The 26,756-nt window shown below is 69.7% G+C and carries 22 protein-coding genes and 3 pseudogenes; 15 read left to right on the plus strand and 10 right to left on the minus strand.

Features of this window, described 5'->3' with window-relative positions; genetic code table 11:
• Nucleotides 1-14: 14 nt before the first annotated feature.
• The gene (locus tag MJQ72_RS23135) at nucleotides 15-386 is read right to left on the minus strand and encodes an MmcQ/YjbR family DNA-binding protein (RefSeq protein WP_240593057.1); all 372 of its coding nucleotides are present in this window, start codon (nucleotides 384-386) and stop codon (nucleotides 15-17) included.
• Nucleotides 387-500: 114 nt separating this feature from the next.
• Here MJQ72_RS23135 and MJQ72_RS23140 point away from each other — a divergent pair, with 114 nt between their 5' ends.
• The 3 genes from MJQ72_RS23140 to MJQ72_RS23150 are packed head-to-tail and all read left to right on the plus strand — an operon-like array spanning nucleotide 501 to nucleotide 4,436.
• Nucleotides 501-1,715 carry an SGNH/GDSL hydrolase family protein gene (locus tag MJQ72_RS23140; RefSeq protein ID WP_240593058.1) on the plus strand — a complete coding sequence of 405 codons (1,215 nt, stop codon included), beginning with the start codon at nucleotides 501-503 and terminating at the stop codon, nucleotides 1,713-1,715.
• 45 nt (nucleotides 1,716-1,760) lie between these two features.
• Nucleotides 1,761-3,146 (plus strand): FAD-binding oxidoreductase, encoded by a 1,386-nt coding sequence (locus MJQ72_RS23145; RefSeq protein ID WP_240593059.1) that lies wholly within the window; start codon nucleotides 1,761-1,763, stop codon nucleotides 3,144-3,146.
• Nucleotides 3,147-3,173: 27 nt separating this feature from the next.
• Nucleotides 3,174-4,436: a class I SAM-dependent methyltransferase gene (locus MJQ72_RS23150; RefSeq protein ID WP_240593060.1), complete on the plus strand. Its 1,263-nt coding sequence runs from the start codon at nucleotides 3,174-3,176 to the stop codon at nucleotides 4,434-4,436.
• On the opposite strand, the gene MJQ72_RS23155 is transcribed toward MJQ72_RS23150, so the two are convergent.
• Nucleotides 4,433-6,043: a thiamine pyrophosphate-binding protein gene (locus MJQ72_RS23155; RefSeq protein ID WP_240593061.1), complete on the minus strand. Its 1,611-nt coding sequence runs from the start codon at nucleotides 6,041-6,043 to the stop codon at nucleotides 4,433-4,435. The genes MJQ72_RS23150 and MJQ72_RS23155 overlap by 4 nt on opposite strands.
• Nucleotides 6,040-6,816 carry a cyclase family protein gene (locus MJQ72_RS23160; RefSeq protein ID WP_240593062.1) on the minus strand — a complete coding sequence of 259 codons (777 nt, stop codon included), beginning with the start codon at nucleotides 6,814-6,816 and terminating at the stop codon, nucleotides 6,040-6,042. Before MJQ72_RS23160 ends, MJQ72_RS23155 begins: the two co-directional genes overlap by 4 nt.
• A gap of 99 nt (nucleotides 6,817-6,915) precedes the next feature.
• Here MJQ72_RS23160 and MJQ72_RS23165 point away from each other — a divergent pair, with 99 nt between their 5' ends.
• Together MJQ72_RS23165 and MJQ72_RS23170 are read left to right on the plus strand one after the other, a co-directional pair.
• Nucleotides 6,916-7,392 carry a GNAT family N-acetyltransferase gene (locus tag MJQ72_RS23165; protein ID WP_396426866.1) on the plus strand — a complete coding sequence of 159 codons (477 nt, stop codon included), beginning with the start codon at nucleotides 6,916-6,918 and terminating at the stop codon, nucleotides 7,390-7,392.
• A gap of 246 nt (nucleotides 7,393-7,638) precedes the next feature.
• Nucleotides 7,639-8,881: pseudogene (locus tag MJQ72_RS23170) on the plus strand (DUF222 domain-containing protein).
• A 53-nt stretch (nucleotides 8,882-8,934) separates the two neighbouring features.
• Here MJQ72_RS23170 and MJQ72_RS23175 read toward each other — a convergent pair.
• The 3 genes and pseudogenes from MJQ72_RS23175 to MJQ72_RS23185 all read right to left on the minus strand — a co-directional run bounded on the left by MJQ72_RS23175 (nucleotide 8,935) and on the right by MJQ72_RS23185 (nucleotide 12,203).
• Nucleotides 8,935-10,290 carry a deoxyguanosinetriphosphate triphosphohydrolase family protein gene (locus MJQ72_RS23175; protein ID WP_240593064.1) on the minus strand — a complete coding sequence of 452 codons (1,356 nt, stop codon included), beginning with the start codon at nucleotides 10,288-10,290 and terminating at the stop codon, nucleotides 8,935-8,937.
• 126 nt (nucleotides 10,291-10,416) lie between these two features.
• Nucleotides 10,417-11,279 (minus strand): annotated as a pseudogene (locus MJQ72_RS23180) (sigma-70 family RNA polymerase sigma factor).
• A gap of 9 nt (nucleotides 11,280-11,288) precedes the next feature.
• Nucleotides 11,289-12,203, minus strand: a complete 915-nt coding sequence (locus MJQ72_RS23185; protein ID WP_240593065.1) for a glycoside hydrolase family 16 protein — start codon at nucleotides 12,201-12,203, stop codon at nucleotides 11,289-11,291.
• A gap of 121 nt (nucleotides 12,204-12,324) precedes the next feature.
• Here MJQ72_RS23185 and MJQ72_RS23190 point away from each other — a divergent pair, with 121 nt between their 5' ends.
• The 3 genes from MJQ72_RS23190 to MJQ72_RS23200 are packed head-to-tail and all read left to right on the plus strand — an operon-like array spanning nucleotide 12,325 to nucleotide 16,773.
• Entirely contained in the window at nucleotides 12,325-13,035 is a 711-nt protein-coding gene (locus MJQ72_RS23190) for a GntR family transcriptional regulator (RefSeq protein ID WP_240593066.1), read from the plus strand.
• Nucleotides 13,036-13,087: 52 nt separating this feature from the next.
• Nucleotides 13,088-16,486, plus strand: coding sequence for a TM0106 family RecB-like putative nuclease (locus tag MJQ72_RS23195; RefSeq protein ID WP_240593067.1), 3,399 nt, complete (start codon nucleotides 13,088-13,090; stop codon nucleotides 16,484-16,486).
• Nucleotides 16,483-16,773 (plus strand): hypothetical protein, encoded by a 291-nt coding sequence (locus tag MJQ72_RS23200; protein ID WP_240593068.1) that lies wholly within the window; start codon nucleotides 16,483-16,485, stop codon nucleotides 16,771-16,773. The genes MJQ72_RS23195 and MJQ72_RS23200 overlap by 4 nt, the downstream gene beginning before the upstream one ends.
• A 116-nt stretch (nucleotides 16,774-16,889) precedes the next feature.
• On the opposite strand, the pseudogene MJQ72_RS23205 reads toward MJQ72_RS23200, so the two are convergent.
• Nucleotides 16,890-19,975, minus strand: a pseudogene (locus MJQ72_RS23205) (BTAD domain-containing putative transcriptional regulator).
• Nucleotides 19,976-20,092: 117 nt separating this feature from the next.
• Here MJQ72_RS23205 and MJQ72_RS23210 point away from each other — a divergent pair.
• The 5 genes from MJQ72_RS23210 to MJQ72_RS23230 all read left to right on the plus strand — a co-directional run bounded on the left by MJQ72_RS23210 (nucleotide 20,093) and on the right by MJQ72_RS23230 (nucleotide 23,964).
• Nucleotides 20,093-20,962: an alpha/beta fold hydrolase gene (locus MJQ72_RS23210; RefSeq protein WP_240593069.1), complete on the plus strand. Its 870-nt coding sequence runs from the start codon at nucleotides 20,093-20,095 to the stop codon at nucleotides 20,960-20,962.
• Nucleotides 20,963-21,037: 75 nt separating this feature from the next.
• Nucleotides 21,038-21,658, plus strand: a complete 621-nt coding sequence (locus MJQ72_RS23215; protein ID WP_240593070.1) for a hypothetical protein — start codon at nucleotides 21,038-21,040, stop codon at nucleotides 21,656-21,658.
• 108 nt (nucleotides 21,659-21,766) lie between these two features.
• Nucleotides 21,767-22,261, plus strand: a complete 495-nt coding sequence (locus MJQ72_RS23220; RefSeq protein ID WP_240593071.1) for a hypothetical protein — start codon at nucleotides 21,767-21,769, stop codon at nucleotides 22,259-22,261.
• A gap of 147 nt (nucleotides 22,262-22,408) precedes the next feature.
• A complete protein-coding gene (locus MJQ72_RS23225; protein WP_240593072.1) occupies nucleotides 22,409-23,098 on the plus strand; it encodes a sigma-70 family RNA polymerase sigma factor in 690 nt (229 codons plus the stop codon).
• 95 nt (nucleotides 23,099-23,193) lie between these two features.
• The gene (locus tag MJQ72_RS23230; protein WP_240593073.1) at nucleotides 23,194-23,964 is read left to right on the plus strand and encodes an SH3 domain-containing protein; all 771 of its coding nucleotides are present in this window, start codon (nucleotides 23,194-23,196) and stop codon (nucleotides 23,962-23,964) included.
• Here the strand turns inward: MJQ72_RS23230 and MJQ72_RS23235 are convergent.
• On the minus strand, nucleotides 23,954-24,217 hold the full coding sequence (locus MJQ72_RS23235) for a hypothetical protein (RefSeq protein WP_240593074.1): 264 nt from the start codon (nucleotides 24,215-24,217) through the stop codon (nucleotides 23,954-23,956). The genes MJQ72_RS23230 and MJQ72_RS23235 overlap by 11 nt on opposite strands.
• Nucleotides 24,214-24,474, minus strand: coding sequence for a hypothetical protein (locus MJQ72_RS23240; protein WP_240593075.1), 261 nt, complete (start codon nucleotides 24,472-24,474; stop codon nucleotides 24,214-24,216). Before MJQ72_RS23240 ends, MJQ72_RS23235 begins: the two co-directional genes overlap by 4 nt.
• A 38-nt stretch (nucleotides 24,475-24,512) precedes the next feature.
• Here MJQ72_RS23240 and MJQ72_RS23245 point away from each other — a divergent pair, with 38 nt between their 5' ends.
• Nucleotides 24,513-24,950, plus strand: a complete 438-nt coding sequence (locus MJQ72_RS23245; protein ID WP_240593076.1) for a MarR family winged helix-turn-helix transcriptional regulator — start codon at nucleotides 24,513-24,515, stop codon at nucleotides 24,948-24,950.
• A 60-nt stretch (nucleotides 24,951-25,010) separates the two neighbouring features.
• Nucleotides 25,011-26,183 (plus strand): CdaR family transcriptional regulator, encoded by a 1,173-nt coding sequence (locus MJQ72_RS23250; protein WP_240593077.1) that lies wholly within the window; start codon nucleotides 25,011-25,013, stop codon nucleotides 26,181-26,183.
• Here the strand turns inward: MJQ72_RS23250 and MJQ72_RS23255 are convergent.
• Nucleotides 26,180-26,563, minus strand: a complete 384-nt coding sequence (locus tag MJQ72_RS23255; RefSeq protein WP_037348260.1) for a hypothetical protein — start codon at nucleotides 26,561-26,563, stop codon at nucleotides 26,180-26,182. The genes MJQ72_RS23250 and MJQ72_RS23255 overlap by 4 nt on opposite strands.
• Nucleotides 26,564-26,756 lie beyond the last annotated feature (193 nt).

Genomic DNA, 26,756 nt, shown 5'->3' on the forward strand with positions numbered 1-26,756 from the left:
GAAACCCGGGTTGGTCATTCCTGGCTGAGCGCGACCCAGTTCAGTTTCTCCTGTTCTCGTTTCGGCAGGCCCGCGACGACGAGGTCGTAGGAGTCCTCGATCATCTCCCGGACGAAGTCGTCGGTCAGCGAGCCGTCCAGCTCGACGGTGTTCCAGTGTCGTTTGTTCAGGTGGTAGCCGGGGATGATCGCCGGATGCCCGGCGCGCAACCGGACGGCGAGGTCCGGCTCGCATTTGAGGCTGATCCGCAGCGGTTTCGCCTTGAGCGGGCTGAGCGCGAACACCTTGCCCGCGACCTTGAACACGCTGTTGTCCTCCCCGAACGGGAACTCCTCCCGGGCGCCGGGGAAGCCGAGGCAGATCTTCCGGAGGGCGGCTGGCTTCATGGCGTTCAGGCTAACCGCGACCACCGACAGAAACCTGTCCCGTCCGGGACGTTGACCCGCTGTCGGTGATTCACTGACGATGGGTGGAGCCGACTGGGTGGAGGCGAAACCGACATGCGCGTGAAGCAGCTCGCCGTAGCGGGGATCCTGTTGCTGGGCGTGGTACCGGGGGTCGCCGCGGCGGCCCCGCCGTCTCAGATGGAACGCGCCGCCCCGAGCGGCTGGGTGGGCACCTGGGCGGCCGCTCCCGCGGCCGGGGTCGCCGGGACCGACAACGGTTACCCGAACTTCTCGATCCGCAACATCGTCCACACCAGCGTCGGCGGGCACGAGGTGCGGGTGCGGCTGTCCAACGCCTTCGGCCGGACGCCGGTGCTGTTCGGCCGGGTGACCGTCGCGGTCGCCGTCGGCCCGGACACCCCGCAGGCCGTGCCCGGCACGATGCGCACGCTGACCTTCGGCGGAGATCGCGAGGTCACCGTGCCGCCGGGCGCCGACATCCTCAGCGACGGCGCGGCGCTGACGGTGCCGAGGGACGGCGATCTCCTGGTCACCACGTACACGCCGACGCCGTCGGGCCCGGTCACCTACCACCCGTTGGCGACGCAGAACTCCTACTTCACCCGGAACGGCGACAAGGCGGCCGACGAGTCGGCGGCGGCGTTCCCGGAGAAGACCGCGGTCTGGCACTACGTGTCCGGAGTGGATGTCCGTGGCCGGGGGCTGCGGGGCAGCGTCGTGGCGATCGGCGACTCGATCACCGACGGGGCGAACTCGACCTGGGGCGCGAACCTGCGCTGGCCCGATCAGCTCGCCGACAAGATCAGCGCGCGGACGGGCGTGCTCAACGCCGGGATCAGCGGCAACCGGCTGCTGCTCGACGGCGGCACCTACGGCGTCAACGCGCTGGCCCGGCTGGACCGCGACGTGCTCGGCCAGTCCGGCGTGCGGACGGCGATCGTGTTCGAGGGCATCAACGACATCCAGCAGACGCCGCACCAGGCCGACCCGAACAAGATCATCTCGGCGTTGAAGCAGATCGCCGGCCGCGCACACGACCGCGGTCTGCGAGTGCTGGGCGCGACGATCACGCCGTGGAAGGGCTGGGGTTCGTACACGCCGCAGCTCGAGGAGACCCGGCAGGCGGTGAACCGGTTCATCCGGACGAGCCGGCTCTTCGACGGCTACATCGACTTCGACGCGGTGATCCGCGACCCCGCCGACCCGCAGCGGATGAAACCCGAGTACGACTCCGGCGATCACCTCCACCCCGGCGACAAGGGCTTCACCGCGATGGCGGACGCCGTCCCGCTGTCCGGGCTCGGCTAGGAATCAAGGGCTGCGCCGGGCGGTCCGGTGGGGCACGATGAACTGATGGCGAGCAGCGACAGCGGGATCCGGGAGACGGCGCGGCTGGTCCGGTTCGCCGAACACGAAGCGCGAGCCGAAACCCTCCGGGCACAGCTCGCCGATCTCCACGGCACCATCCGGCTGGCGAAGCGGACGTCGAACCTGTTCCGGGCACGGAAGGCGACCAGCACCCCGGGGCTGGACGTCTCGGGATTCACGCACGTGCTCGACGTCGATCCCTTGGCGCGCACGGCCGACGTCGAAGGCATGGTCACTTACGAGCAGCTGGTGGACGCGACCCTGCCCCACGGGTTGATGCCGCTGGTCGTGCCGCAGCTCAAGACGATCACGCTCGGCGGCGCGGTCACCGGCCTCGGCATCGAGTCGTCCTCGTTCCGCAACGGGCTCGTGCACGAGTCGGTGCTGGAGATGGAGCTGCTCACCGGCGACGGCCGGATCGTCGTCGCCAGGCCGGACAACGAGCACAGCGAGCTCTTCCACGGCTTCCCGAACTCGTACGGGACACTCGGCTACGCGTTGCGGTTGAAGATCGAGCTGGAGCCGGTCAAGCCGTACGTCCGGCTCGACCACGTCCGGTACGAAGACCTAGAGGAGTACTTCGCGGCGCTCGGCGAGGCCTGCCGCAGCGGGTCGGCCGACTTCGTGGACGGAACGGTCTTCGGGCCGGGCGAGCAGTACTTGACCCTGGGCACCTTCACCTCGTCGGCGCCGGTGACCAGCGATTACACCTGGCTCGACATCTACTACAAGTCGATCCGCTCCCGCGAGACCGACCACTTGAGCGTCCGGGACTACCTGTGGCGCTGGGACACGGACTGGTTCTGGTGCTCGCGGGCGTTCGGCGTGCAGCACCGGCTCCCCCGGCTGCTGCTGGGCAGGCGGCTGCTGCGGTCGTCGGTCTACTGGAAGGTCGTGGCGCTCGATCGCCGGTTCGGGATCGCCGCGAAACTGCTCAAGCTGCGCCGTCTTCCGCCGGAAGAGACCGTGGTCCAGGACATCGAAGTGCCGCTGTCGCGGGCCGCGGAGTTCCTGGACTTCTTCCGCCGCGAGATCCCGATCAGCCCGGTGTGGGTCTGCCCGCTGAAGCAGCGGCCGGGCGGCGTGAACTCGCCGCTGTACGAGATGGACCCCGAAACGCTGTACGTCAACTTCGGGTTCTGGTCCGCGGTGCCACTGGACCCGGGCGAGGCGCCGGATACGCACAATCGGCTGATCGAGGCCGAAGTGACCCGGCTCGGCGGGCGGAAATCGCTGTATTCCGACAGTTTCTATGCCGAAGAGGAGTTCTGGCGGCTCTACAACGGCGACGCCTACCGGAAACTTAAGACGGCCTACGACCCCGACGGCCGCCTGCTCGACCTGTACGCGAAATGCGTGCGGCGGCGGTGATCGGGCCCGGGGAGAAGAGAGACGACCATGGCTGGGACGACTACCGTCGGGAAGATCTTCGAGCGGTTGCTCGGCCCGAGCGCCGAAGTGTCCATCACCGCCTACGACGGCAGCACGAGCGGCCCGGCGGACGCGCCGGTGTCGATCCGGGTGCGGTCGCCGCTGGCGTTGACGTATCTGATGTCGTCCCCTGGCGACCTCGGGCTCGCCCGTGCCTACGTCGCCGGCGCGCTCGACGTGGACGGCGATCTCTACACGGCGTTGCGCGCGCTCGTTTCCCAGGTCGATCAGCTCAGCGCCGCGGACCGGTTGTGGCTGCTGCGTGAGCTCGGGCCGAGGCACCTGCGCCGCGTCGCCCCACCCGCCGAAGAACTGCCGAGCCGCGCCAAGCGTGTCTTCGACGGGCTACGGCACTCGAAAGCGCGAGACAGCAACGCGATCTCGAACCATTACGACGTCTCGAACCGGTTCTACGAACTGGTGCTCGGCCCGTCGATGGCCTACACCTGCGCCGCGTATCCGTCCGACGACGCGTCGCTGGAAGAGGCGCAGGCGCACAAATTCGACCTGGTGTGCCGGAAACTGGGGCTCCGGCCCGGGATGCGGCTGCTGGACGTCGGCTGCGGCTGGGGCGGGATGGTCGAGCACGCCGTCGAGAACTACGGCGTCGAGGCGCTGGGTGTCACCCTTTCGCGCGAGCAGGCGCAGTGGGCGCAGAAGGACATCGTGACCAAGGGGCTCGCGGACAAGGCCGAAGTACGGCATCTCGACTACCGCGACGTCACCGAAACGGGTTTCGACGCGGTGTCGTCGATCGGGCTCACCGAGCACATCGGCGCGCGCAACCTTCCGTCGTACTTCCGTTTCCTCGCCGGGAAACTCAAACCGCGCGGGCGTTTGCTGAACCACAGCATCACCAACCCGGACACCTCCGTCCCGCACCGGTCACGCGGGTTCATCGACCGCTACGTCTTCCCCGACGGCGAGCTGGAGTCCGTCGGCGAGATCGCCACCGCGATGCACGACAGCGGGCTGGAGGTGCGGCATTCCGAGAACCTCCGCGAGCATTACGCCACCACCCTCGGCGCCTGGTGCGCCAACCTCGACGCGAACTGGGACGAGGCCGTCGCCGAAGCGGGCGCCGGCCGGAGCCGCGTCTGGGCGCTGTACATGGCCGCGTGCCGCCTCGCCTTCGAGCGGCGGGAGATCGAACTGCACCAGGTGCTCGGGGTGAAGGCCGGCCCGGACGGCGACGCGGGCATGCCGCTGCGGCCGGACTGGGGCGTTTAGTGGCGGAACGCCTCGGCGAGCCACCACGAGCCGCCGTCGTCGGCGATCTTGGCGTCGACGACGAGCGGCGCGTCCCGTGATCCGTCGAGCCAAACCTTGACGGCGGCGAGATCCTCGGCCGACCGCACGGTGACCCCGGCGCAGCCGAAACCGCGTCCGATCGCCGCGATGTCGGTGTCGGGGAACCGGACCGTCGTCATGTCCGCGGCACCGAAGTGGTGGATCTCGGCGCCGTACGCCGCGTCGTTGTAGACGATGACGACGAGCGGGATCCGTAGCCGCACGGCGGTTTCCAGCTCGGCGACGGCCATGTGGAACCCGCCGTCGCCCACCCCGAGCACCGGCAGCCGCTCCGGCCGGGCCAGCGCGGCGCCGATCGCCGTCCCGAGGCCCAGCCCGATGCTCTGGAACGCCTGCGTGAAGCAGAAACCGTTCTCGTCGGGGACGGACAGGTACGCGCTCGGGTAGCCCATGAAGTTGCCGGAGTCGATCGAAACCACCCGTTCGGCGGGCAAGATCTCGTCGAGACGGCGGCTGAGCGTACGTGGATCGATCCGTCCGCCGCCGGATAGGTCGTTATACGGGACGTCGTTCCATCGTGTGCTTTCGGGGATTTCGCGGTGGCTTTCGTGGCCCCGCCTGACGAGTTCGGCGTGCACGTCCACGGCCGTGCTGGTGACGTCGCCGACGACGCCCAGGTCGATCGTCCGGTGCGCGCCGAGCGCCGCCTGATCGACGTCGACCTGGACCAGCCGGGCACCCGGGCCGAGCAGCGTGCCGTGCCGGGTGGTCCACATGTTCAGCGCGCACCCCCAGCCGATCACGAGGTCGGCGTCCTTGACGAGGTCTGCCGCTCGCGGCGACGAGAAGCCGCCCGAGATCCCGATCGCGAAGGGGTCGTCGTGGAAGAGGCCGTGCGCCACCGCCGAAGTCGCGAGCAGTGCGCCAGAGACCTCCGCGAGCTCCTTGAGTGGTTTGGCGCTCTCACGCGCGCCGCGGCCGGCGATGAACACCGGCCGCCGCGCTTCGACGAGGAGCGCGGCCAGCTCCGCGATCGCCTCCGCGCTCGGGCGGATCGACGCCGGGCCGGGGACTTCCGGGACCGGGACCGCTTCGGGCGCTTCCTGGGCTTGGACGTCGAGAGGAAGGTTGAGCAGGACGGTCCGTCGCCGCTGCACGGCCGTCCGATAGGCGCGGACGGTGTCGGCGACCGCGGTGCGCGCGCCGTGCACGCGTTCGGGCTCCGCGCCGACGGCGGCCGCGAGCGCGTCCTGGCCGACCCGGAAGTTCGACAGCACCGCCGACGCCGCGGTGTCCCCGGCCAAGACGATCATCGGCGTCCGGCTCTTGGCCGCCTCGGTGATCCCGGTGAGCGCGTTGGTCAGCCCGCAGCCCTGATGGAGACTCAGAACCGGCACCTGACCGCTCATCCGGGCGTACGCGTCGGCCATGCTCGCCGCGCCGCCCTCGTGCCGCGCGGCGACGAACCGCGCACCGCCGGCCCGCAACCCGTTGGTGGCCTCGAAGTTGCCGCTGCCCACGACCCCGAACGCCATGCCGACGCCGAGCTCCGCGAGCGTGCGGCCGACCAGCTCCGCGACGTTCATGCCCGCTCGACCAGCGCGTAGACCCTGGCGGGACTGCCGGAACCGCCGACGATCGGGAGCGGGCTGACGACCAGCAGCGATCCGGTGGGCGGCAGGCTCGCCAGGTTCTGCAACTGCGTCAAGCCGTGTTTTCCCGCGCCCAGAAGAAGTTCGTGGCACGGGAAGGCCGGTTCGAGTGCGAGTGCCTGCCCCGCGTCGGTGCCGACGGTCTCGACCCCGAACCCGGTGATCGGCGCCTCCTCCGCGAGCCAGCGAGCGCACTCCCCCGACACACCCGGGGTGTGCGGACCGTTCTCGTCGTTGTTGAGGAAGGTCTCCTGATCATGCGAACGAGCGTCCCAGCCCGTGCGGTAGAGCAGCCAGCCACCATCGGGCAGCGGCCCGTTCACCCGCTCCCACTCACGGATGTCTTCCACGGAAAGCAGGAAGTCCGGGTCTTCGGCCGCGCGAGCCGACGCGTCGAGCACCACGGCCGGGGCGACCAGCGTGCGCAACGGCACCTCGGAGACGTCGTGGCCGTCCTTTCCCGACACCCAGTGCACGGGGACGTCGAGGTGGGTCCCGGTGTGCTCGCCGGTGTGGATGTTGTTCCAGTACCAGCGCGGCCCGCGTTCGTCGTACCGGCTGATCTCCTCCAGGCCGAACGGGATCGTGTTCGCGAACGGCTCCGGCAGCCGGAGGATCGGGGTGCTCGCGCTCAACGGGGCGGTGAGATCGACGACCTCGATCGCGCCCGTGGTGATCGCGGAGTTCAGCTGGGCCAACAACGACATGCGTGCCTCCCGGAAGTGACTGCGGCGTCCCGGCCACCTTAGGCGGGTTTCGGGCACGATGGGTGCCGGGACGTCGCCGATACGCCGAGGAGGAGATCGATGGTCGAGGTGGCACTGCGGCCGGTCGAGGATCGCGACCTGGACACCTTGTACGAGCTGATGCGTGACCCCGAATCGGTCCGGATGGCCGCGTTCATCGCCAGGGATCCCGACGATCGCGAAGCCTTCGACCTCCACATGGCGAAGTTGAGGACTTCTCCTGATCTCATCCTGCGCGCGGTGACCGGTGACGGACGATTCCTCGGCACCATCGGCAGGTTCTTCGTGGACGGCGACGCGGAAATCACCTACTGGATCGACCGTGCGGTTTGGGGGCGGGGCGTCGCCAGCCGAGCCCTTGCGCTCCTTCTGGAGATGGTCGAGGACCGGCCTCTGTATGCGCGCGCCGCGAGCGACAATCTCGGGTCACTTCGGGTGCTGAGGAAGGCGGGCTTCGCCGTCGTCGGCACCGAGATCGCTTACGCGTCCGCTCGGGACGCCGAGATCGAAGAAACCATTCTGCGCCTTGACGGTTGAGGCCAAGGGTCTGGGATCAGAGTGGTCCAGCTGGATGACGAGTGCCAATCAGAGCCAGACCATCTTCAGGATGCGGCGCCGCCCAGTCTTCGCCGATGCCGCGAAAGAGGCTTTCGCGACGTACTGCGTTTTCCCTACCCATCAATAACTCCTGACACGCCCGGACCTACATCGCCAGAATGCGAAACCAATTCTAGAGCACTTTTCACATTCGCACACTTGTTCGATTCTTGGTATTCTTGTGGGGTGTCCAGTCAGCGCATCCTCGAACCGCCGCACGAGTTGTGGCGTGCCGGTGCGCGGGAGCTCGCGCACGGCGTGGTGGAGCGGTTGTCGGTGGCGCGTCAGGCCTTGGCGGAGGTCGGGCAGTTCCTGGCCGAGATCGAGTCCCGCGGTCCAATGGAACTGTTCGGGCACGGGTCGACCGCGGGCTGGTTCGCCGAGGCCGCCCGGATCAGCCCCAAAGAGGCCCGCGACACCGTGGCCCGGGCGTTGGCTGTGAACGAGAGCCGGAATCTGGACGGCACTCCCGTACCGGCGTTCGCCCCCATCGCCGGTGCCGCGGCGGCCGAGGGTGATCTGGGGCATCAGCAGCTGGATCCGATCCTCGCGGTGCTGAAGAAGATCCCTGACGATGCCTCGGACGACGACCGGGCCGCTGCCGAGCAGATCCTGGTGACTCTGGCCCGCCATGCCGGACCCCAAGAGATCACCAACGCCGGCGCGGACCTTCTCGCCCACCTCGATCCCGACGGGAACGAGCCCAAAGACGAGGATCTCAAACCCCCGTCCCGCGAGGTGTATCTGCGGAAACGTGACGATGGGTGGTGGCGGCTCACCGGCTTACTGGACCCCGAATTCGGGCCCGCGCCAACGCCCTGTTCGAAACCTGGGGACAACGAAGACCCATCGACGAAGACGGCAACCGCGACCCCCGCACCCCCGGCGAACGCCACGGCGACGCGTTGTTCGACGCGATCCACTACGCGATGACCAACGACAAAGCCCCCACCCTCTCCGGAGACCGCACCACCGTCGTCGTCACCATCCCCCTGGAAACTTTGACCTCCGGGCTCGGGGCCGCCTGCGTGGACGGAGTCACCCAGATCACCGCCCGGCACGCCCGCATGCTGGCCTGCGACGCGAAAATCATCCCCGCCGTCCTCGGCACCGAAAGCGAACCCCTCGACATCGGCCGCGCCGCCCGCACCGTCACCCCCGCCCAACGCCGCGCCCTCAACCTGCGCGACCACGGCTGCGCCTTCCCCGGCTGCCGACGAAAACCCAAACACTGCGAAGCCCACCACATACTCCCCTGGGCCAACTCGGCGACACCAACCTCGACAACCTCTGCCTACTCTGCCGCTACCACCACATGGTCATCCACGGCCACTCCGGCTGGAAAGTCCACACCACCGGCGGCCGACCCGAATTCATCCCACCGCAGTATCTGGACCCGCTACAACAACCCCGCCACAACCACCACTGAACCGAGAAGCCCGCCGACCACCACCGGCGACGGGCCCCTCGGCATACCCTCGTTCAGTTGAACCAGGTCCCGAACATCGAGCTCTGCGACCGCCCCGCCAGACGCTCGCCGAGATCGACCGCTTGCGCTTCGGTAAGCAGACAGATGTAGTCGGTGACAGCCCGGGCACATCCGGCTTCCTTGCTCCTCTCCGAAGTACCCTCCGCCGTGTCATCATGCGTGATGTCGCGATAGATCCCCCGGAGTTGGATGGGGATTTTCGGACTACTCGGAGACTTCTCCAAGCACATCATCAACCGATCGAAGAGCGAACCGATGATCCGCTTCTGGCCTTCCTGCTGGATGGCAAGCGGAGGCCTGTTGATCACGTAGAACCACGTGAGTTCCTTCAGCGCGGCGACCCGGTACTGACTGCTCTGCTCGATCTCGACATAGGGTGGTTCGCCGAGCAGCCGGACCGCCTTCACGAACCGGGTGAGGTGGCCGCTGCTGATCTTGTTCATCTGCACCCGGTTCTTACGGGTCTCCCAGCACTGGGAGTGCAGGCGTCCGCCGAACTCGGCGATGATCGTTTCGAGCTCGTTCCGGAATCGGAACTCGTCGAATCCCCTGTGCTGCTTCAGCCGGCGGAGGCCATGCTTGAGTATGCGTTCCTTATCCACCGACAAACTGTGCAAGGGGATGAGACCGGCGCGAAAGTAGTCCTCTAGATCATGTGTCGCGTAACTGATGTCGTCCGCCCAATCCATCAGGACCGCGTTCGCGGATCTCAAGTCACGGCGGCTACCTTCCCTCGCCCAGTCGAAGTCCACCTTTTCGGTCTGATACGCACCCCATTTGTCCCCGTAGCCACGGTCGGTCCACAAGGCCGTTGGCGAATCACCCGACTTGAGACGCGGATACTTGAGGATCGCGTTCAACGTCGCCTGGGTCAGGTTGAGGCCCGGGTGCTCCATCTTCCGCCGGGCGAGCTTCGTCACCACCCGGAAGGACTGCGCGTTCCCTTCGAAGCCTTCCAGCCCTTCGATCTGAGCCAGCCGCTGGCCGAGGACCTCCTCCGCGATGTGGCCGAACGGCGGGTGTCCGATGTCGTGCACGAGTCCCGCCGTCTCGACGACGTCCTCGTTCAGATTCGATCCTTCCGGGAAGCCACGCTTCGGATCGTCCAATTGATAGCGCAGATGCTGCACAAGTCTTCGCCCCATCTGCGCGACCTTCAAACTGTGGGTGAGCCGGTTGTGCAACACCAGTTGCTCGTTGACCGCGGCGACCTGCGCCACCCCGGCCAGCCGCCGGAACGCGGACGAATAGAGAACCCGGTCCCGATCCCGCTGATAGTCGTCCCGATACGCGGTGTCCTGTTCTTTCACAGGATGGCGTCGAGCAGTTCCGAACGTCCCCTCCGACATGGTCGCCTCCTCGTCGTGACTCAAAGAGCCTTGAAAAGGAGGCGGAGAACGACAGAGAACCGTTAACGCCCGGACCGGAGAGACGGAACCATCGGTATTCGTTCGCGACCGAACCGCAACCCCGGCTCAGTCCACCATCACCAAATCCAGCCCGCGCACCCGTTCCCGGTCCGCGATGACGTCGATCTCGCTGATCTTCCCGTCCACGAACGCGAACGCGAGCACGACCGAAGGCCGTCCTTCGTCGGCCATCACGAGGCCGATGCCGCCGTTCACCAGCGCGAGCTGGGTGATCGCCGCCCGCACCGAAGCGGCCGCCGCGCCACGAGCCACCACACTGGCGCCGCGCAGGAAGATCGGCTCGCGCGAGGGGCCTGCCGCCTTGTCCGCGCGGAGGACGACGTCGGGATGCAAAAGTTCGAGGAGCGCCGCGAAATCTCCGCCGCGAGCAGCGGCCAGGTACGCGTCGACGACTTGGCGCCGTCGCGCGAGATCCGGTTCCGAGGTACTGGGGCGAGCCTGGACACGGCGCCGGGCCCGGCTCGCGAGTTGCCTCGCGGCGGCCGGGGTGCGGTCGATCAGCGGGGCGATCTCGTCGAACGGCACCGCGAACATGTCGTGCAGGACGAACGCGAGCCGTTCGGCGGGGCCAGCGTGTCCAGGACCACCATCATCGCCAGTCCCACCGAGTCGGCGAGCACCGCGTCGGCGGCGGGATCGACCGAGGAGTCGGCCGGTTCGGCGAGCCGGTCGTCGAGCGATTCCTCCCGCCGGTGGTCGCGCGAGCGCAGCACGTTCAGGCACACCCGCGCCACCACCGTGGTCAGCCAGCCGCCGAGGTTCTCGATCTCCTCCGCGTCGGCGCGGTTCAGCCGCAGCCACGTGTCCTGGACGGCGTCCTCGGCCTCACTGGCCGAACCCAGCATCCGGTAGGCCACCGCCCGCAGCCTGACCCGGTGTTCCTCGAAACGTTCCGTCAGCCGATCCACCGCTCATATCTAACAGCCACCGAGATCGTCGGTGAACCGCACGCCCGAAGACCGGTACGACGCGGCCCGGTCGGCGGCGGCCTGCGGTGTCAGTACCTCGTTCTTCGCGTAGTAGACCCAGTCCACCTGTTCGAGGTAGGTGCTCGTCCCGCCGCTGTGCTGCGTGAGGTCGATGAACCACTGATTCACGTTCAACGACATGTTCTGCCGCGGGTACACGTCGAACGGCCCGCTTCGGTCGTGGTCGGCCACCAGCGCGCCGTCGATGTAGTACCGCACGTGCCCGTCGGACACCGTCGCGACGACGGAGCGCCATCCGTCGATGCTGCGGCGCTGGCTGTCGCTCTTGTTCTCGGCGTACCAGGGATCCGGCGTGTAGGTGTGCCAGCTGGTCTGGAAGTTCACCGGCCCCGCCTCGCCCCACCCGCCGTTGGGCAGGTACTCCGAGAAGTCCAGCTCGCTGTAGATCGGGTCGTTGTCGTAGCGGAGCGGGCTGATCGTGAAGAACGTCTGGTTGATCCGGTCACCGTCGGGGCCGGACGCCGGCGCGTCGGAGAAGCGGATCCGCGCCGCGTATGTCCCTTCGAAGAACCGCCGGTCGGGCTGCATGATCTCGGTCTGGGTCGTCCCCGCGGGCGTGCCGTCGGTGGTTGAGGCGAGTTGCAGCACCTTGTCCCCGTCGGACGTCGGGAACGTGATGCCCTCGGGTGCCCACCGTGCGCCGCCGACGCCCGGGCCGCCTGCGCCGGACCGCACCTGCCAGCCGTGCTGGGCGAGGAGACCGTCGGTGTGCGAGCCGTAGTGGAAGTCGTCGAACAGCGCCCCGCAGCCGGCCGCTCCGGCGGCGGCGCCCGGCGCCAGACCCAGTGCGGCGACCGACAGCGCCGCGACGGCGGCGGCGCGGAACTTCCCTGAGGTCGACATCTCGTCTCCTTTACCACTGGTCAGTTTCTTTCCACCGTCGCCCGGTGAAGTGGTAAAGTCAATAGGTCTAGACAACTTGTCCACCAGCCAATTCACGCTGACCACTGGGTAGGCTGTGGTCATGCGGCGAACAGAGGTCAAGGATCGGCTACGCCAGCTCATCGAGCGGCGGCAGCCGGGTGAGGTCCTGCCTTCGGAACGCGCGCTGAGCAGCGAAATCGGCGTCTCGCGCCCCACCCTGCGAGCCGCGATCGACGAGCTGGAGCGCGACGGTCTCGTGGTCCGCGAGCACGGCCGCGGCACGTTCACCGCGCCGCGCAAGATCTCCCAGGATCTCCTGCCCGCCACCGGCGGCGAGCAGTTCGCCCCGCCCGCCGAAGGCCACTGGACGAGCCGCGTGATCGACTTCGCCACCACCCCGGCGGGCGCCCGGCTCGGCAAGCGGCTCGAGGTCTCGCCCGGCCACACCCTGGTCGCGGTCACTCGCGTCCGCGTCGTCGAAGAGGCGCCGATGGCGATCGAGCGGATCCTGGTCCCGCGCGACCTCGTGCCCGACATCACGGCCGCGGGCTTCGAGTCCGGCTCGTTCTACGAGCTGCTCCGCACGCGGTACGAGGTCGTGCCCGCGACGGCCGTGCAGATCATCGAGCCGACCGTCACCGACCCCGACGAATCCGGCCTGCTCGGCGTCCCGCAGCACTCCCCCGCGCTGCTGTTCGAACGCACCACCCGCGACGACGCCGGCCGCGTGATCGAGTACACCCGCTCGATCTACCGGGGCGACCGCTACCGGATCACCTCGCATCTGACGTTCGACCACACCTCGGGCTGACTCCGGCGTGCCGGGGCCGTCGCCGCGAGAGTCCATGTAAGACTCCCGGGCGATGTACACCCCGTCCGATCTCGCCGACCTGCTCGAATGCGAGCACCGCAGCCTCCTCAACCAGGCGCTGGCCGCCGGCCTGCCGGGCGCGCCACGGCCGGGTTCCGGGCCGGATCAGCTCGCGGTCACGCACGGACGCGCGCACGAGGCCGCGACTCTGGACAAGCTGCGCGGCGAGCGGAGCGCCGTCGTCGAGATCGACGAACGCGATCCGGTCGTCGCCGCGAAGGCCACCGAAGAAGCGCTTCGGGCCGGTGCCCCGGTGATCTACCAGGCGGTCTTCCACGACGGCGAGTTCTCCGGCCGGGCCGACTTCCTGATGCGAGACGACGAAGGCCGCTACGAGGTCTACGACACGAAGCTGGCCAGGCACGCGAAGCCCGCCGCGGTCGTCCAGCTGACCGCGTACGCCGACGCGCTGCGCCGGGCGGGCTGGCCGGCCGGCCCGCGGATGCATCTGCTGCTCGGCGACCACAGCACGCGGTCGTTCCGGGTCGACGACTTCCTCCCGCTGGTGGACCGGCTCCGCGCCCGGCTGCGGAACCGGCCGCCCACCCTGCCGGTCCGGCTCTGGGCCGACGAACGGCCCGCGTGCGGCGGCTGCTCCTATGCGGCGCACTGCGCGAGCGCCCGCGAAGCCGACCGTGACCTTTCGCTGGTCGCGGGGATGCGCGGTGACCAGCGGCGCAAGCTTGTCGCCGCGGGACTCGGCACCATCGACGCGCTCGCGGCCGCCGCACCGGAGGACCGCCCGCGCGACATCTCGACGACGTCGTTCACCACGCTGCGCGCCCAGGCCGCGATCCAGGTCCGGCAGGACGAGACCGGGCAGATCGCCTACGAGGTCATCGATCCGGACGCGCTGGCCGAACTGCCGCCACCCGCACCCGGTGACGTCTTCTTCGACATGGAAGGCGACCCGTACGCGCTGGCGGGCGAAGGGCTCGAATACCTTTTCGGCGCCGTGACCGACGACGACGGCGGCACGAAGTTCACGCCGTTCTGGGCGCACAATCGGTCGCAGGAGAAGCGCGCCTTCGAAGAGTTCGTCGACTTCGCCACCGCGAGGCTCGCCGAGCATCCCGGCTCGCACGTCTACCACTACGCGCCGTACGAGGTCACCGCGATCAAGCGGCTCGCCGCCGTGCACGGGACCCGGGAGGACGCCGTCGACCACCTGCTGCGCAGCGGTGGCCTGGTGGACCTGTATTCCGTGGTGCGCAAGGCACTCCGGGTATCGCAGCGGTCGTACTCGATCAAGTATCTCGAACCGCTCTACATGCCGGAGGCCCGCGACGGCGACGTCAAGACGGCGGTGTCGAGCATCGAGGCCTACGAGGAGTACCTGACGCTGACCGCCTCCGGCGAGACCGAGCACGCGGACGAAGTGCTGCGCGGGATCAGCGACTACAACGAATACGACTGCGTCTCCACCTTGCGGCTGTTCGAGTTCCTGCACAAGATCCGTGCGGAGGAAGGGATCGCGCTCGCCGAGCCGCCCGAAGAGTCCGATGTGGACGCTCTGCTCCGCCAGACCGAAGAGGACGTCGCGGCCCAGAAACGGGCCGAACGCGCGGCGCAGCTGGCCGCGCTGGTCGATCCTCTCCTGGAGGGCCTGCCCGACGATCCCGCCGAGTTCACCGGCGAAGATCGCGCTCGCGCACTGCTGGCCGCGTCGGTCGGCTATCACCGCCGCGAGACGAATCCGGCGTGGTGGGAGTACTTCCGCCAGCTGGCCGCGCCGCTCGGTGATCTGGAGACCGACAACGCCTGCACCGTCCCGGTTTCGCTGGAGGCCGGGGAATGGGTGCCGCCGTCGGGCCGGGTCCGCAAGGCGAAACGCTCGCTGGTGCTCCGCTGCGACCCGGACCGCCCGCATCCCTTCGCCCCCGGCGACGACGTCCGCCTGCGGTACGGCGCGGCCGCGCGCGACGCCAAGGTCGTCTCGGCCACCGCCGTCGAACTGACGCTAGAAGAAGGCTGCCCGCCCGACGAGACCACCGCCGACCGGCCGGTCGCTGTGCTGCCCGGGAGCCCGGTCCGCCCCTCCCCCAAGGACGACGCCGTCGCGGACCTCGCCCGCCTCGTCGTCGACCGATTGCCGGCGCTGCCCGCTCATCCCGGCGTCGATCTGCTCCGGCGCACGGCACCCCGGCTTCGCGACGACAAGCCCCTGCCCGAACCCGGGACCGACCTGGTGAACACGGTGATCGAGGCCGTCGAGGCGCTCGATGGCTCCACACTCGCCGTCCAAGGCCCGCCGGGCGCGGGCAAGACCTATCTGGCGGGCAGGCTGATCGCGAAGCTCGTGCGCGCGGGCAAGACGATCGCCGTCACCTCGACCAGCCACAAGGCCGTGGAGAACGTGCTGTCCGCCGCGCTGAAGAACGCGCCGGATCTGCCGTGCGCGAAACGCGCCAAGCGCACCCCGGACCCGGCCGCGCCGTGGGAGCAGCCGAAGACCAATCCCGCGCTGGTGAAGTGGCGCGAGGAGCACGACACCGGCCATCTGGTCGGCGGCACCGCCTGGACGTTCGCGAACGCCGCGATCCGGGAAGAGCCGTTCGACCTGCTGATCATCGACGAGGCTGGCCAGTTCGCCCTCGCCGACGCGCTCGCGGTGTCGATGTGCGCCAAGAACCTTTTGCTGCTGGGCGATCCGCAACAGCTGCCGCAGGTCGTGCAGGGCACGCATCCCGCGGGCGCCGAGGCGTCCGCGCTCGGGCACCTCATCGGCGAGGCCGACATCATCCCGGCCGAACTCGGGTACTTCCTCGACGAGACCCGGCGGATGCATCCGGCCGTCTGCGCGCCGGTGTCGCGGCTGTCGTACGCGGGCCGTCTGCACGCGCATCCCTCGGCCGCCGAGCGGGCGATCGACGGCGTCGAATCGGGTCTGTACCTCGCCGAGGTCGACCACCACGGCAACACGACGCGATCGGTCGAAGAGGCCGAGGCGGTCACCGCCCTCGTCGCCGAGCTCCACGGCCGCGCCTGGACCGATCACGGCGAGGCCCGGCCGCTCGGCGACGAGGACATCCTGGTCGTGGCGCCGTACAACCTGCAGGCCCGGGTCGTCGCCCGGGCGCTGGACGAGGCGGGCCATCCCGGCGTGCGCGTGGGCACGGTGGACCGGTTCCAGGGGCAGGAGGCGCCGGTGGTGATCACCACGATGACCTCGTCCTCGGCGGTCGATCTGCCGCGTGGCCTGGACTTCCTGCTCTCCCGGAACCGGCTCAACGTGGCGCTCTCGCGGGCGCAGGCGCTCGCGATCGTGGTCTGCTCGCCGCGGCTGGTCGAGGCCGACATCCGCACGGTCGACCAGATGCGGCTGGTTTCGGGCATGCTCGGGTTGATGACCGAAGCCGTGCCGTGGCACGCAGGACGGAGTGGACGATGACCGAGAAAGACCCGGACAAGGAAATCCTCGACGCCGAGATCGTCGAAGAGTCCCCGGCAGCGCCCGTCGAGGTCCCGGAGCCGGACTACAGCGAGGGCGGCGTGCCCTCGTTCGACCACGTGCGGGATCGGATCGAGCAGCGGTACACGACCTCGCTGGGCTCGACAGAGCTCGCCGGCCTCGGCGGCAAGGAAGACGTCGCTTCGCTGGACAAGAAGATCGCCGACCGGGACAAGGCCGCGAAGGACAAGCTGGCCGAGATCCGCCGCGCGATGCGGGAGCAGTGACGGTGCTCGAACACCGCACTCGCGTGCTTGAAGGCGTAACTCGCGTGATCAGAGGCAGCACACCGAGGTACGCCTTCAAGCACGCGAGATACGCTTTCAAACACGTGAGTTACGCCTTAGCGACCCCAATGCGATGAACCGGCTTTCACCGCGAGGGCCCGCGCCGTCCGGTAGTGCTCGGCGGCGGCTTCCCGCCGGCCGAGAGCGGTGGCCAGGTCACCGAGGTAGCAGGCGACCGGCCGGAGGGTGAGCATCCCGCTCCCGGCACCGGCGATCTCGCCCTCGGCGGGCAGAAGCTCCGCGTACAGGCGTTCCATCGCCGCCCGGTCGCCCAGGTCGATCGCGACCACGGCGTGCAGGCACGTGCGGGCCTCGAACAGCAGGTCCCGGGGCGAATCCGGGATCGGCGGCACCGGACGGCACCAGCTTTCGTAAGCGCCGTAGCTCTCTTCCCGCGCTTCCGGCGGCAAACCTCGCTGGAGCCGGTCGCAGAACAGGGCGAGCGCGAGGATCCCGTTGTCCACTCCGGACATGGCCGTTCCGGCGAGCCCCGCCGCCGCGGCCCGATACGCGGCTTCCCCTCCGGGGCCGGTCATCGCGGTCCGCATCGCGCGATACCACCGGGTGAACACGCCGACCAGCGGAAGGCCGTACTTCTCCCGAGGCCGTCCGCGGCCGCGGCATGCCGATCCGCGGCCGCGAAATCCGCGAGCGCGCTCTTCGCCTGCAGGAGCACGAGGTGTCCGAGCACCTCGAAGGTCACCAGCCCGTGCCGCCTGGCCAGGTCGACCAGTTCGGTGCCGATCGCGGCCCGCTCGGGGGCCAGTCCCGCACGGTCGAAGGACTGCAGGAACCGGGCGTTGAGCGCGAACGCGAGCAGCGCCGGGTCTTCGAGCCCTCGGGCGAGCGCCTCGGCCTCCCTAGCCGCCTCGCGAGCCCGTCGCCCGCCCTCGTTGCGCAGTTCGACGGCGAGCGTGGCCAGCAGGCGGCAGCGCTCGGTCCGGCGTTCGGCGGGCAGCGCGGCGAGGGTCCGCTCGACGGCGCCCGCGATCCGGGAAGCGAGTTCCCGGTCGTCGCTTTCGGTCCAGATGGCGGGGACGTCGAAGGCGCCGAGCATCCGTGCGGTCAGCAGCGGATCGTCCAGCTTTTCCGCCAGTTCCAACGCTTCCGCCCGAGCCCGCCGGGACTGGCCGAGGCCACCGGCGACGGCCGAAGCGCGGGCCTTCCCCATGATCAGCTCCAGCCGCTTCTCCGGGCCGGAGCCGCCGGATCGGTCGTACGCGGTGAGCGCGGCATCCCAGAGCCGAGCCGCTTCCGTTGGGGCGAAACGGCTTTCGGCCCGTTCCGCAGCAGCTTGCGCGTACCGCGCGGCACGGTCGCCGTGCTCCCCTGACAGCAGGAAATGGTGGGCCAGCGCGTCGACGTCGTCCGGGCGAACACGTTCCAGCGCCTCGGCGATCCCCCCGTGCTCGCGGGCCCGCCGCGAACGGGAGAGGTCGTGGTAGAGCGTGTCCCGCACGAGCGCGTGGGCGAACCGGAACCGGTTCGGCGCCCGCTCGGCCAGGATTCCCTGTCCGGCCGCGATCTCCACCGCGTCGAGCGCGGTTTCCCCCACCAGGGCCTCCAGAACGTCCAGATCGACGTCCGTACCGATCACCGCCGCGCGCCGCACCACACCGCGGACCTCGTCCGGTAACGCGTCCACCCGGTGCCGGACGACGTCGCGGACGCCCGGCGGCACCGCGGCCAGCGCGGCAGGCCCCTCGGCGGCCAGCAGACGGGCGAGTTCTCGGACGAAGAACGCGTTCCCGCCGCTGCGCCGGTGCAGCACCGCGGCGGTTTCCGGATCGACGTCTTCCCCGGTCGTGGCTCTGACCAGCGCGGCGACCTCGGTCTCGGGCAGCCCGCCGAGATAGATCCGCACCGGCTCGTGGCGGGCGGCCCGGCCGAGGAAGTCCGTCAATCGAGCGGGCGGGTCGGTGCCGCGATAGGTCGCGACGATCAGCACCGGCTCGCCCAGCACCGAGGCCAGCAGGGCCAACGTCTCCTCGCCCGCCCAGTGCAGGTCGTCGAGGACGAGCAGCAAAGGGTTGGCCCCGGACAGATAGGAGGCGACCGCCCGGTGCCATCGCCAGCGCGCGGCCAGGGGATCTTCGGTCGCCGGGTCCGCGGCCGGTGCCGCGCCGTATCCGGCGTCGGCGAGGGCGGCGAGGATCCGGGTCCAGGCGTAGGCGGGCGGCGCGCCCTCGTCGTCGGGATTGCTTCCCCAGGCCGTGGTCCAGCCCCGCGCGGCGAGACGGGCGGAGAACGCCTCGGCGAGCGCCGTCTTCCCCACCCCCGCTTCGCCCGACACGAGCACCAGCCGCGACCCCGCCGCGGCTTCTTCGAGCCTGGCCAGTTCCGCGTCCCGCCCGATCAGCGGCCGCTCGCGGCTCTTGGGCACGGACGGCTGGAGCCGGGGCGCTTGCGCCAGGATGTCGGCCTCCAGATCCCGCAGGCCTTCGCCGGGATCGATGCCGAGCTCGTCGGCGAGCCGCTCGCGCGTGGCGCGCAACACCGCCAGGGCGTCGCCTTGCCGTCCGGAGCGGTAGAGCGCCAGTGCCAGCAACCGGGAACCGTTCTCTCGCAAGGGATACTCGCGTACCAAGGGTTCCAGCTCGGGGATCGCCTCGGCGGCCCGGCCGAGCGCGAGAAGGGCTTCGGCACGGAGTTCGACCGCCAGCGACCGGAGTTCGGTCAGCCGGGAGACCTCGCCGAGCGCCCAGCCCTCCTCGGCGAACTCGGCATACGCGGGGCCGCGCCACAGCGCGAGCGCGGTGTCCATTTGAGACAGTGCGGCGTCCGCCCGGCGGGCGTCGAGGAGCTGACGAGCCGTGGCGACGGCGGCTTCGAATTCCCACGCGTCGACGGAATCCGCGCGCAGGGCGTAGCCGCGGGCGACCGTGACGAGCAGCCGCGCGGGCTCACGGGGCGCGCGATCCGGCTCCAGCGCTCGGCGCAAGGCACCGACGAAGGTCTGGACCGCACCGACCGCGCCGTCGGGCGGCCGTTCCCACAGGTCGTCGACCAGGCGTTCCACCGGCACGACCCGGCCGCGGGCGATCAGCAGCCTGGCCAGCACCGCGCGGTGCCGCGGGCCCTTGAGCCCGACGTCGCCTCGCCCGTCCTCGGCCACGAGCGGGCCGAGCACCCTGAACCGCATCGTCACCTCCCTCACCGACGGTGATCATCGTGCCCCGGCCGCTCACCGGCTGCTGACCGGGTGCTGATTCGGGCCGGGGACGCTGGCGGTCATCACGGAACGACCAGGAAGGTACCCATGCGCATCACCGGATTCGACTACCAGCGTGTGCCCGTGGCGGACGGCGTGGCACTCGACGTCGCCGTCGCCGGGACGGGCAGCCCGATCGTGCTGTTGCACGGCTTCCCCCAGACCCACCTGATGTGGCGGCACGTCGCGGCGGATCTGGCGGCCGACCACACCGTCCTCTGCCCTGACCTGCGGGGATACGGCGAAAGCGACAAGCCGGCCGACACCGGCGAGACCTACTCGAAGCGGTCGATGGCGGCCGACGTCGTCGCCGTCGCGAAGGCCTTCGGCCACGACCGGTTCGCCCTCGCCGGGCACGACCGGGGCGCGCTGGTCGCCCTGCGGGCGGGGCTCGACCACGCGGACAAGGTGAGCCACCTCGCGATCCTCGACGTGCTGCCGACGCTGGACATGTGGGACGTGCTGCACGGCGCCGGCGCCGCGGTCGGTTTCCACCTCTACCTGATGGCCCAGCCGCCCGGACTGCCCGAGCAGCTGATCGCCGGCGCGCCCGACGCGTTCTTCGGTCACTTCCTCGACGCGTGGACGCGGAACGGCGACGCGATCCCCGCCGACGTCCGTGCCGCGTACCTGGAAGCGTCGCGGAACGCCGTGCCGTCGATCGTCGCCGACTACCGCGCGTCGGCGGGCATCGACGTCGAGCACGACGAGGCGGACCGCGCGGCGGGCAACCGGCTCACCATGCCGCTCACCGTGCTTCAACAGGACTGGGGCGCCGTGCTCGGCTACGACGCCGTCGCGCTCTGGCAGGCGTGGGCGACGGACCTGGACCACCGGACGGTGACGTCGGGCCACTTCATGGCGGAGGAATCACCGGCGGAGGTGGCTAAGGCGCTTCGGGACCTGCTCACGCGTTAGAACTTGGGTTTCGGCATGGACAAGGTCGTGGGTCATCACGCCCCACGGCCGCGTCACGCACCGTATCGTCACCGCATGCCCAGGCTCTTCCCGGTGGTGGAATCCTTACCACCCGCCTATTCGTCGTTCGAGCTGTGGCCGTTTCGCGGCCACGACGGCGAGTGGATCCCCCTGCACCGCGAAATGCCCCCCGCCGACGTCGGCGCGGTCGTGCTCTCCCTGCTCGGGCACAGCACGAGCGGCGAGCTCACCCGGCCCGACGTCAGGGCCGCGTTCGACGAGCTGGTACGGCTCGAGCTCGCCTTCCTCCCCGGCGGCCTGCAGCTCGAGGCCGATGGCATCGCCGTGGCGCCAGGTTGCTGCGCTGACCTGACCGACTGGCCGGACTGGCACGGGCTGCCGGACGGGAAGGAGCCCTTGCTCGGTCATGGGCCGGGGACGGTGTTCGAGTTCGACGGCGAGATCATCCGGTTCTGGCCGGACGCGGACGACGAGGACTGGGGATCCCCCTCCGGACGGCGGTTGGAGATCCGTCGTCAGGACCTCCCCGGCCTTCTCCAGGGCGTGGACCGGGACCTCGCCGGTTTTCTCGACGCGCTCCGGGCATGGGCGCGGAACCTCGAGCCGTCTCTCGCGGATCAGGTCGTCACCGCCGTGAGCGGCTACTTGCGCGTCGGGGAGTGCCCATCGGCCTGAGCCGAACGGCGCAACCCACACCGCCACCGGCGGCAATCGGCCGCCGTTCGGGTTTGCCCCTCGCCCGGACGGGTATCGGGAGGCGGCACACCTATCGAGGGGCCCGACATGAAACCCACCGCTCAACGCGCGCACACCGTCGCACGCGATCTCCTTTCACTCACCAGATCGGGTGAAGCCGACCGGCTAGCCACCGCGCTGGTGTCCGTCGCCACCTCCACCCGGCGAAAACCGGCGCTCGACGACGTCGTCGGACGACTGGTCGACACGTTCTCCTTGGCGGCCAAGGATCGCCGTCGTTCGCTGCGGATCGGCGAACCGTTCACCCTGCGGCTGCGGGATCACGCGGGGATGACGGTCCGGCCCGACCGCCTCGACCCCGGGGTGGCCGCGATCGTGCGAGCCATCGCCGCCAGCGTCCGCGACGACCGGGACACCTGCGCCGACCAGATCGGGCAGGCCTGTGACAACGCCGATCTCAACCAACGGATCCGGGTGCTCGCGCACTGTGTGGTCTGGACGGCCGATCTCCTCGGCACCGACACGACCGCCTATCCCCCGGTGCTGTCCTGTCTCAAGGTATCGCCAGGTAACAGTCCATAGTAGACATTGCGCGGTTCGGATGACTTCCGGCCCGTCGTATGGACATCCTCCGCACGGAACGGCAAGCTGGACAACCGCGCACGAAGTCCCGGCCCCCGATGACGGGCGCACCTTGGCGGCCAGTTCCCCCGAACCAGGAGTGCAGACTTGGACGAGGTAGCGCCCTCGACGGTACCCGCGGATTCCCGAGCCGCCGCCACGGCGGGACGGCTGCCCAACCCGGACAGCAGGTTGGTCCGGGCGGCCGTGGCCGGTGACCCGGACGCGCTCCGCGAACTGACCCGTTTCCTTTCCCCGCATGTGTTCCGCTACTGCGCGAGGCGGCTCGGAACCGCCGGAACGGGTGCCTGCGACGCGCAGGACTGCGCGCAGGAGGTGTTGCAGGCGGTGCTGATCGCCTTGCCCCGCTACCGGTACCGCCCGGACCGGTTCCTCGCCTTCGTGCTCGGCATCGCCGGGCACAAGGTGGCGGATCTGCACCGGCGCCGGTCCCGCGAACCGGTCGCCTCCGTACCGGAGATCGGCGACGGGCTGACGTCGTGGGCGCGCCGCGACCCGGACGAGATCGAACGGCTGGAGCACCGGTTGCAGGCCGGTGTCCTGCTGGCGAGGTTGCCGATGCCGCACCGGCAGGTGCTCGCGCTCCGGTTCGTGTTCGGCCTCTCGGCCGAGGAGACGGCGGAACGGCTCGGCCTGCCGAGCGCGGGGGCGGTCCGCGCCGCGCAGTTCCGGGCGCTCGCCCGGTTGCGGGTCCTGCTCACCGAGCGGAACACCCGCTACGCGAAAGATGTCCCGATCATCGGACAAATCCCCGAACCCGAGCTCGTCCCGGTATAGAAGCGTCCACTTAGGACACTCCGCTTCTTGTACGGCGCTTGTACGACGATCCTCCATCCTGGCCCCCTATCAGGGGAAACCACTGGAGGACACAGATGAAGATCCGATCGAGGATCGCCAGAGGCGCCATGGGCACGATCGCGCTGGCCGGGGCGATCATGCTCGGCGGCGCGGGCGAGGCGCTCGCGGCGACGGGCACGGTGAACACCGACTCCGGGGCGGCGGTGACCGTGCGGTCGAGCCCGAGCACCAGCGCGAGTTCGGTCGGCACCGTCGCGAGCGGCACCGCCGTCACGATCGACTGCCAGACGAACGGCACGACGGTGACCGGGAAGTACGGCACCACCGACATCTGGGACTACGTGCCGTCGAAGGGCGGCTACATCAGCGACGCCTACGTCTACACCGGCTCGGACGGCCGGGTCGCCCCGGACTGCGCCGGCAGCACCCTCTCCTGTTCCACCGCCGGCACCGGCAACCCACGGACCTGCGCCGAAGCCATCGCGTGGGCGAAGGCGCACGTGCACACCCACAACGACCCCGACTACTACCGCTGGTGCGACCGGATCAACGCGTGGGCCTACGGCTGGAACGCCAGCGGTTCGGAAACGGCCTACGTCCACTGGACCCAGATCCCCGGTTCGTTCAAGCACCCCGGTGACACCCAGGTCCCGGCGGGCGGGCTCGCCTTCTTCAGCAACGGCGGTACCGGGCACGCGATGTTCTCCATCGGCGGCGGCAAGTTCCTGTCGAACGACATCCACGGCCCCGGCAGCTTCACCGAGACCACGATCGCGGAGATCAAGAACACCTGGGGTTACACCTATCTCGGCTGGTCGCAGCCGTGGTTCAAGATCAACCACTGACCGCACGAGTGGCCTCGAAACGCTGCCGGACGAAGGGGTCCTCGTCCGGCAGCGTTTCCTCCGCCCGCCAGGAGAAACTCGTGGCGGTGAGCTCGGAGAAGATCCATCGCCGCCGGACGCCGCCGGTGTCCGCCTCGATCTCGAAGCCGTCTTCCGTCCGCTTGCCGAGGAACGGGATCACCCAGCCGTTGCCGGGGCCGAGCCAGGTCGACCGGAACGCGTCGATCTTCTCGTCGTAGAAGCGCAGGCTCATCCCCACTCCCCGTCCACGCCGCCGGTCCTGCTCGCCCTGGCGGGGCTGATCCACACGTCGGCCAGCGCACGGCCGTCCAGCGCCCAGCCGAAATGCCATTCCCCGTCGACGGTCCGGACACTCCCGTCCTCGGCATGGTTGTGCACCACCAGGTCCCAGCTGCCGATCAGCGGCTCGAACAGGCTCAGCCGCCCGGCGAGTTCGGGGCGTGGTCCGGCGGCGGTGAAGACGGCGGCGAGCCGTTCGGTGACGTCCATGCGGCCAGAATGAGCACTTTGACAGTATGCTGTCAACCATGAGCGAGCTCGTCCACGCCTACCGGTCGTTGATCGCCGACGTCTACGAGCTGGCGGGGGTGAGCCGCCGGATCAGCGAACGGGAAGCCGCCGGACAGGGCACGACGGTCGCCCGCTGGCACGTGCTGAGCACGGTGTCCGAAGAACCGCTGGCCGTCCCCGCCATCGCGCGACGGCTCGGCCAGGTCCGCCAGGCCGTGCAGCGCGTCGTGGACGACCTCACCGAGGCCGGTGAACTGTGCGCGCGGCCCAATCCCGCCCATCGGCGCTCGGCCCTGTACGCCATCACCCCCGAGGGCGAACGGCTGCTGGAGCGGCTGTGGCAGGCGAGCGAAACCCGGCGCCAGGACGTGCTCGACGGCAGCGGCGTCACCACCGAGGAGCTGCGCCGGGCCCGCGACACGCTGCGCAGGTTGTCAGCCGCGCTCAGCTCCTGAAAGCGCCCTTTCGTCGCATCGTGATAAAAAGCGGCCGGTTCGTCGGGTTAGAGTTGGCGGATGGGCACCGAAGCTCTCGCTACTCCCGCACCCCGGGAGCAGCGTGTGCTCATGCAGGCGATGCTCACCCGGCTGCCCGAGTTCAGCGATCGCCTCGCCCAGCTGCTCAGCGACGAGGACGAGTTCTATCACCAGGTGGACAGCACCGCGCCGGACGAGTTGCGCAAGGTCTGCCGGGCGAATCTCGAACGGGCGCTGACGGCGCTCGTCGAGGGGCGGGGGCTGCCGCTCGACGCGGCGCGCAAGACCGGACTGGCCCAAGCGAGGCAGGGCATCCCGCTGCCGTCCGTGCTCCGCGCGTTCCGCATCGGCGGGATCTTCGTCTACGAGCGCCTGCTGGAGCTGGCGGGCCCCGGCTTCATCAATCCGGCCCGCACGGTGGAGATCAATTCCAACGTGTGGAAGACCATCGATCTCTACTCCGACGCGCTGACCACCGCCTACAGCGAGGTCGCCGCCGAACTCTCCCAGGAGAAGCTCGCCCTGCTCGACGGCCTGCTGCAGGGCCGGTTCGCCACCCAGCCGGAGCTCGAAAACGCGGCGAAGGAGCTCGACCTCCCGGCCGCGGGAACGTTCGTCGCCGTCGTGACCGAAGCCGTCGAGCCGGAGGAACGGCCCGGCGTCGAGGCGCTGCTGCGGGCGCGGCGCTGGAAATCGGCCTGGCGGCCGGGCGCCGAGGTCGGGCTCGTGGTGATCGACCGCGTCGAGGACGTCCGGCGGCTGCGCGACCTGCTGGGCACCCTGCCGCTGGCGGCGGGGATGAGCAGGCCGTTCAACGGATTCCTCGAAGTACCCGACGCGGTCCACCGGGCCCGGATCGCCCGCCGTTCGCTGGCCGCGGGCGCCGCCGGTGTCGCCGTCTTCGGCGACTCCCCGGTCACCACGCTGGTCGCGAGCGCGCCGGAGATGTCGCGGGACGTGCTGCGTTCGGTGCTGACCGGGCTGCTGGTGCTGCCCAAACCCGAGCGGCAGGTCCTGCTCGACACCCTGATCGCGTGGTTCGCCGGCCACGGCTCGGCCAAGGAGGCCGCGGACCGGCTGATCGTCCACCCGAACACGGTCCGCTACCGGCTGCGCCGAGTGCAGGAGCTGACCAAACGCGACCTGTCCGACCCGGTCGACGTCGGCGAACTCTACGTCGCGCTGGAAGCGGTCCGGCTGACGGACGCTTAGACCGTTCTTTCCGGCGCCATGTCGGCGTCGATGATCCTCGCGAGGTCCAGCAGCGTGTGCCCCAGACCGGGCCGCGCGGTGAGCCGCACGGCGAGGGTGCGGCCGCGCGCGGTCGTGGCGACCGGGAGGGTCACCTCGGGATTCGCGGATCTCGTCCACTGTGGACGACGCCCGGCCGCGGACAGGACGATGTCGGGGTGCGGCGACCGCCGCCCGGGCCGCCACCGTGATCTCCTGGCGTCGAGATCACGGATCACGTTGCCGTGCAACGAAAGCAGCGCGGCGACGTCGGCGACGGCGTCACGGAGCTCGACGTCGGTGATGGAATCCGAGTACGCGCCGATGTCCAGCGCACGCCGATCGTTCGGGTCCTGCGGCACAGAATTCCTTTCCACGCACCGGAAGTCGTCCGATGGTGGTCCCGATCACGTTGTTCCGGGGAACAAACATGTTTGGCTGACTGCGCCGAATGGGTGTTCCCGTACCACCTTCCGGTCGCACGGCGTGCCTGTGACCGTCGGTCACACCTTTGACGCCGACCGGTCCGCGGGCCACTATCTGGCGACTGATTAC

The sequence above is a fragment of the Amycolatopsis sp. EV170708-02-1 genome (assembly GCF_022479115.1).
Lineage (GTDB): Bacteria > Actinomycetota > Actinomycetes > Mycobacteriales > Pseudonocardiaceae > Amycolatopsis.

Coding starts and splice junctions, on each gene's coding strand:
- MJQ72_RS23190 (WP_240593066.1), top strand. CDS start 12,325: ATGCGGCGAACAGAGGTCAAGGATCGGCTACGCCAGCTCATCGAGCGG.
- MJQ72_RS23145 (WP_240593059.1), top strand. CDS start 1,761: ATGGCGAGCAGCGACAGCGGGATCCGGGAGACGGCGCGGCTGGTCCGG.
- MJQ72_RS23210 (WP_240593069.1), top strand. CDS start 20,093: ATGCGCATCACCGGATTCGACTACCAGCGTGTGCCCGTGGCGGACGGC.
- MJQ72_RS23160 (WP_240593062.1), bottom strand. CDS start 6,816: ATGTCGTTGTTGGCCCAGCTGAACTCCGCGATCACCACGGGCGCGATC.
- MJQ72_RS23200 (WP_240593068.1), top strand. CDS start 16,483: ATGACCGAGAAAGACCCGGACAAGGAAATCCTCGACGCCGAGATCGTC.
- MJQ72_RS23215 (WP_240593070.1), top strand. CDS start 21,038: ATGCCCAGGCTCTTCCCGGTGGTGGAATCCTTACCACCCGCCTATTCG.
- MJQ72_RS23195 (WP_240593067.1), top strand. CDS start 13,088: ATGTACACCCCGTCCGATCTCGCCGACCTGCTCGAATGCGAGCACCGC.
- MJQ72_RS23150 (WP_240593060.1), top strand. CDS start 3,174: ATGGCTGGGACGACTACCGTCGGGAAGATCTTCGAGCGGTTGCTCGGC.
- MJQ72_RS23245 (WP_240593076.1), top strand. CDS start 24,513: ATGAGCGAGCTCGTCCACGCCTACCGGTCGTTGATCGCCGACGTCTAC.
- MJQ72_RS23235 (WP_240593074.1), bottom strand. CDS start 24,217: ATGAGCCTGCGCTTCTACGACGAGAAGATCGACGCGTTCCGGTCGACC.
- MJQ72_RS23135 (WP_240593057.1), bottom strand. CDS start 386: ATGAAGCCAGCCGCCCTCCGGAAGATCTGCCTCGGCTTCCCCGGCGCC.
- MJQ72_RS23250 (WP_240593077.1), top strand. CDS start 25,011: ATGGGCACCGAAGCTCTCGCTACTCCCGCACCCCGGGAGCAGCGTGTG.
- MJQ72_RS23165 (WP_396426866.1), top strand. CDS start 6,916: ATGGTCGAGGTGGCACTGCGGCCGGTCGAGGATCGCGACCTGGACACC.
- MJQ72_RS23140 (WP_240593058.1), top strand. CDS start 501: ATGCGCGTGAAGCAGCTCGCCGTAGCGGGGATCCTGTTGCTGGGCGTG.
- MJQ72_RS23230 (WP_240593073.1), top strand. CDS start 23,194: ATGAAGATCCGATCGAGGATCGCCAGAGGCGCCATGGGCACGATCGCG.
- MJQ72_RS23220 (WP_240593071.1), top strand. CDS start 21,767: ATGAAACCCACCGCTCAACGCGCGCACACCGTCGCACGCGATCTCCTT.
- MJQ72_RS23240 (WP_240593075.1), bottom strand. CDS start 24,474: ATGGACGTCACCGAACGGCTCGCCGCCGTCTTCACCGCCGCCGGACCA.
- MJQ72_RS23185 (WP_240593065.1), bottom strand. CDS start 12,203: ATGTCGACCTCAGGGAAGTTCCGCGCCGCCGCCGTCGCGGCGCTGTCG.
- MJQ72_RS23175 (WP_240593064.1), bottom strand. CDS start 10,290: ATGTCGGAGGGGACGTTCGGAACTGCTCGACGCCATCCTGTGAAAGAA.
- MJQ72_RS23155 (WP_240593061.1), bottom strand. CDS start 6,043: ATGAACGTCGCGGAGCTGGTCGGCCGCACGCTCGCGGAGCTCGGCGTC.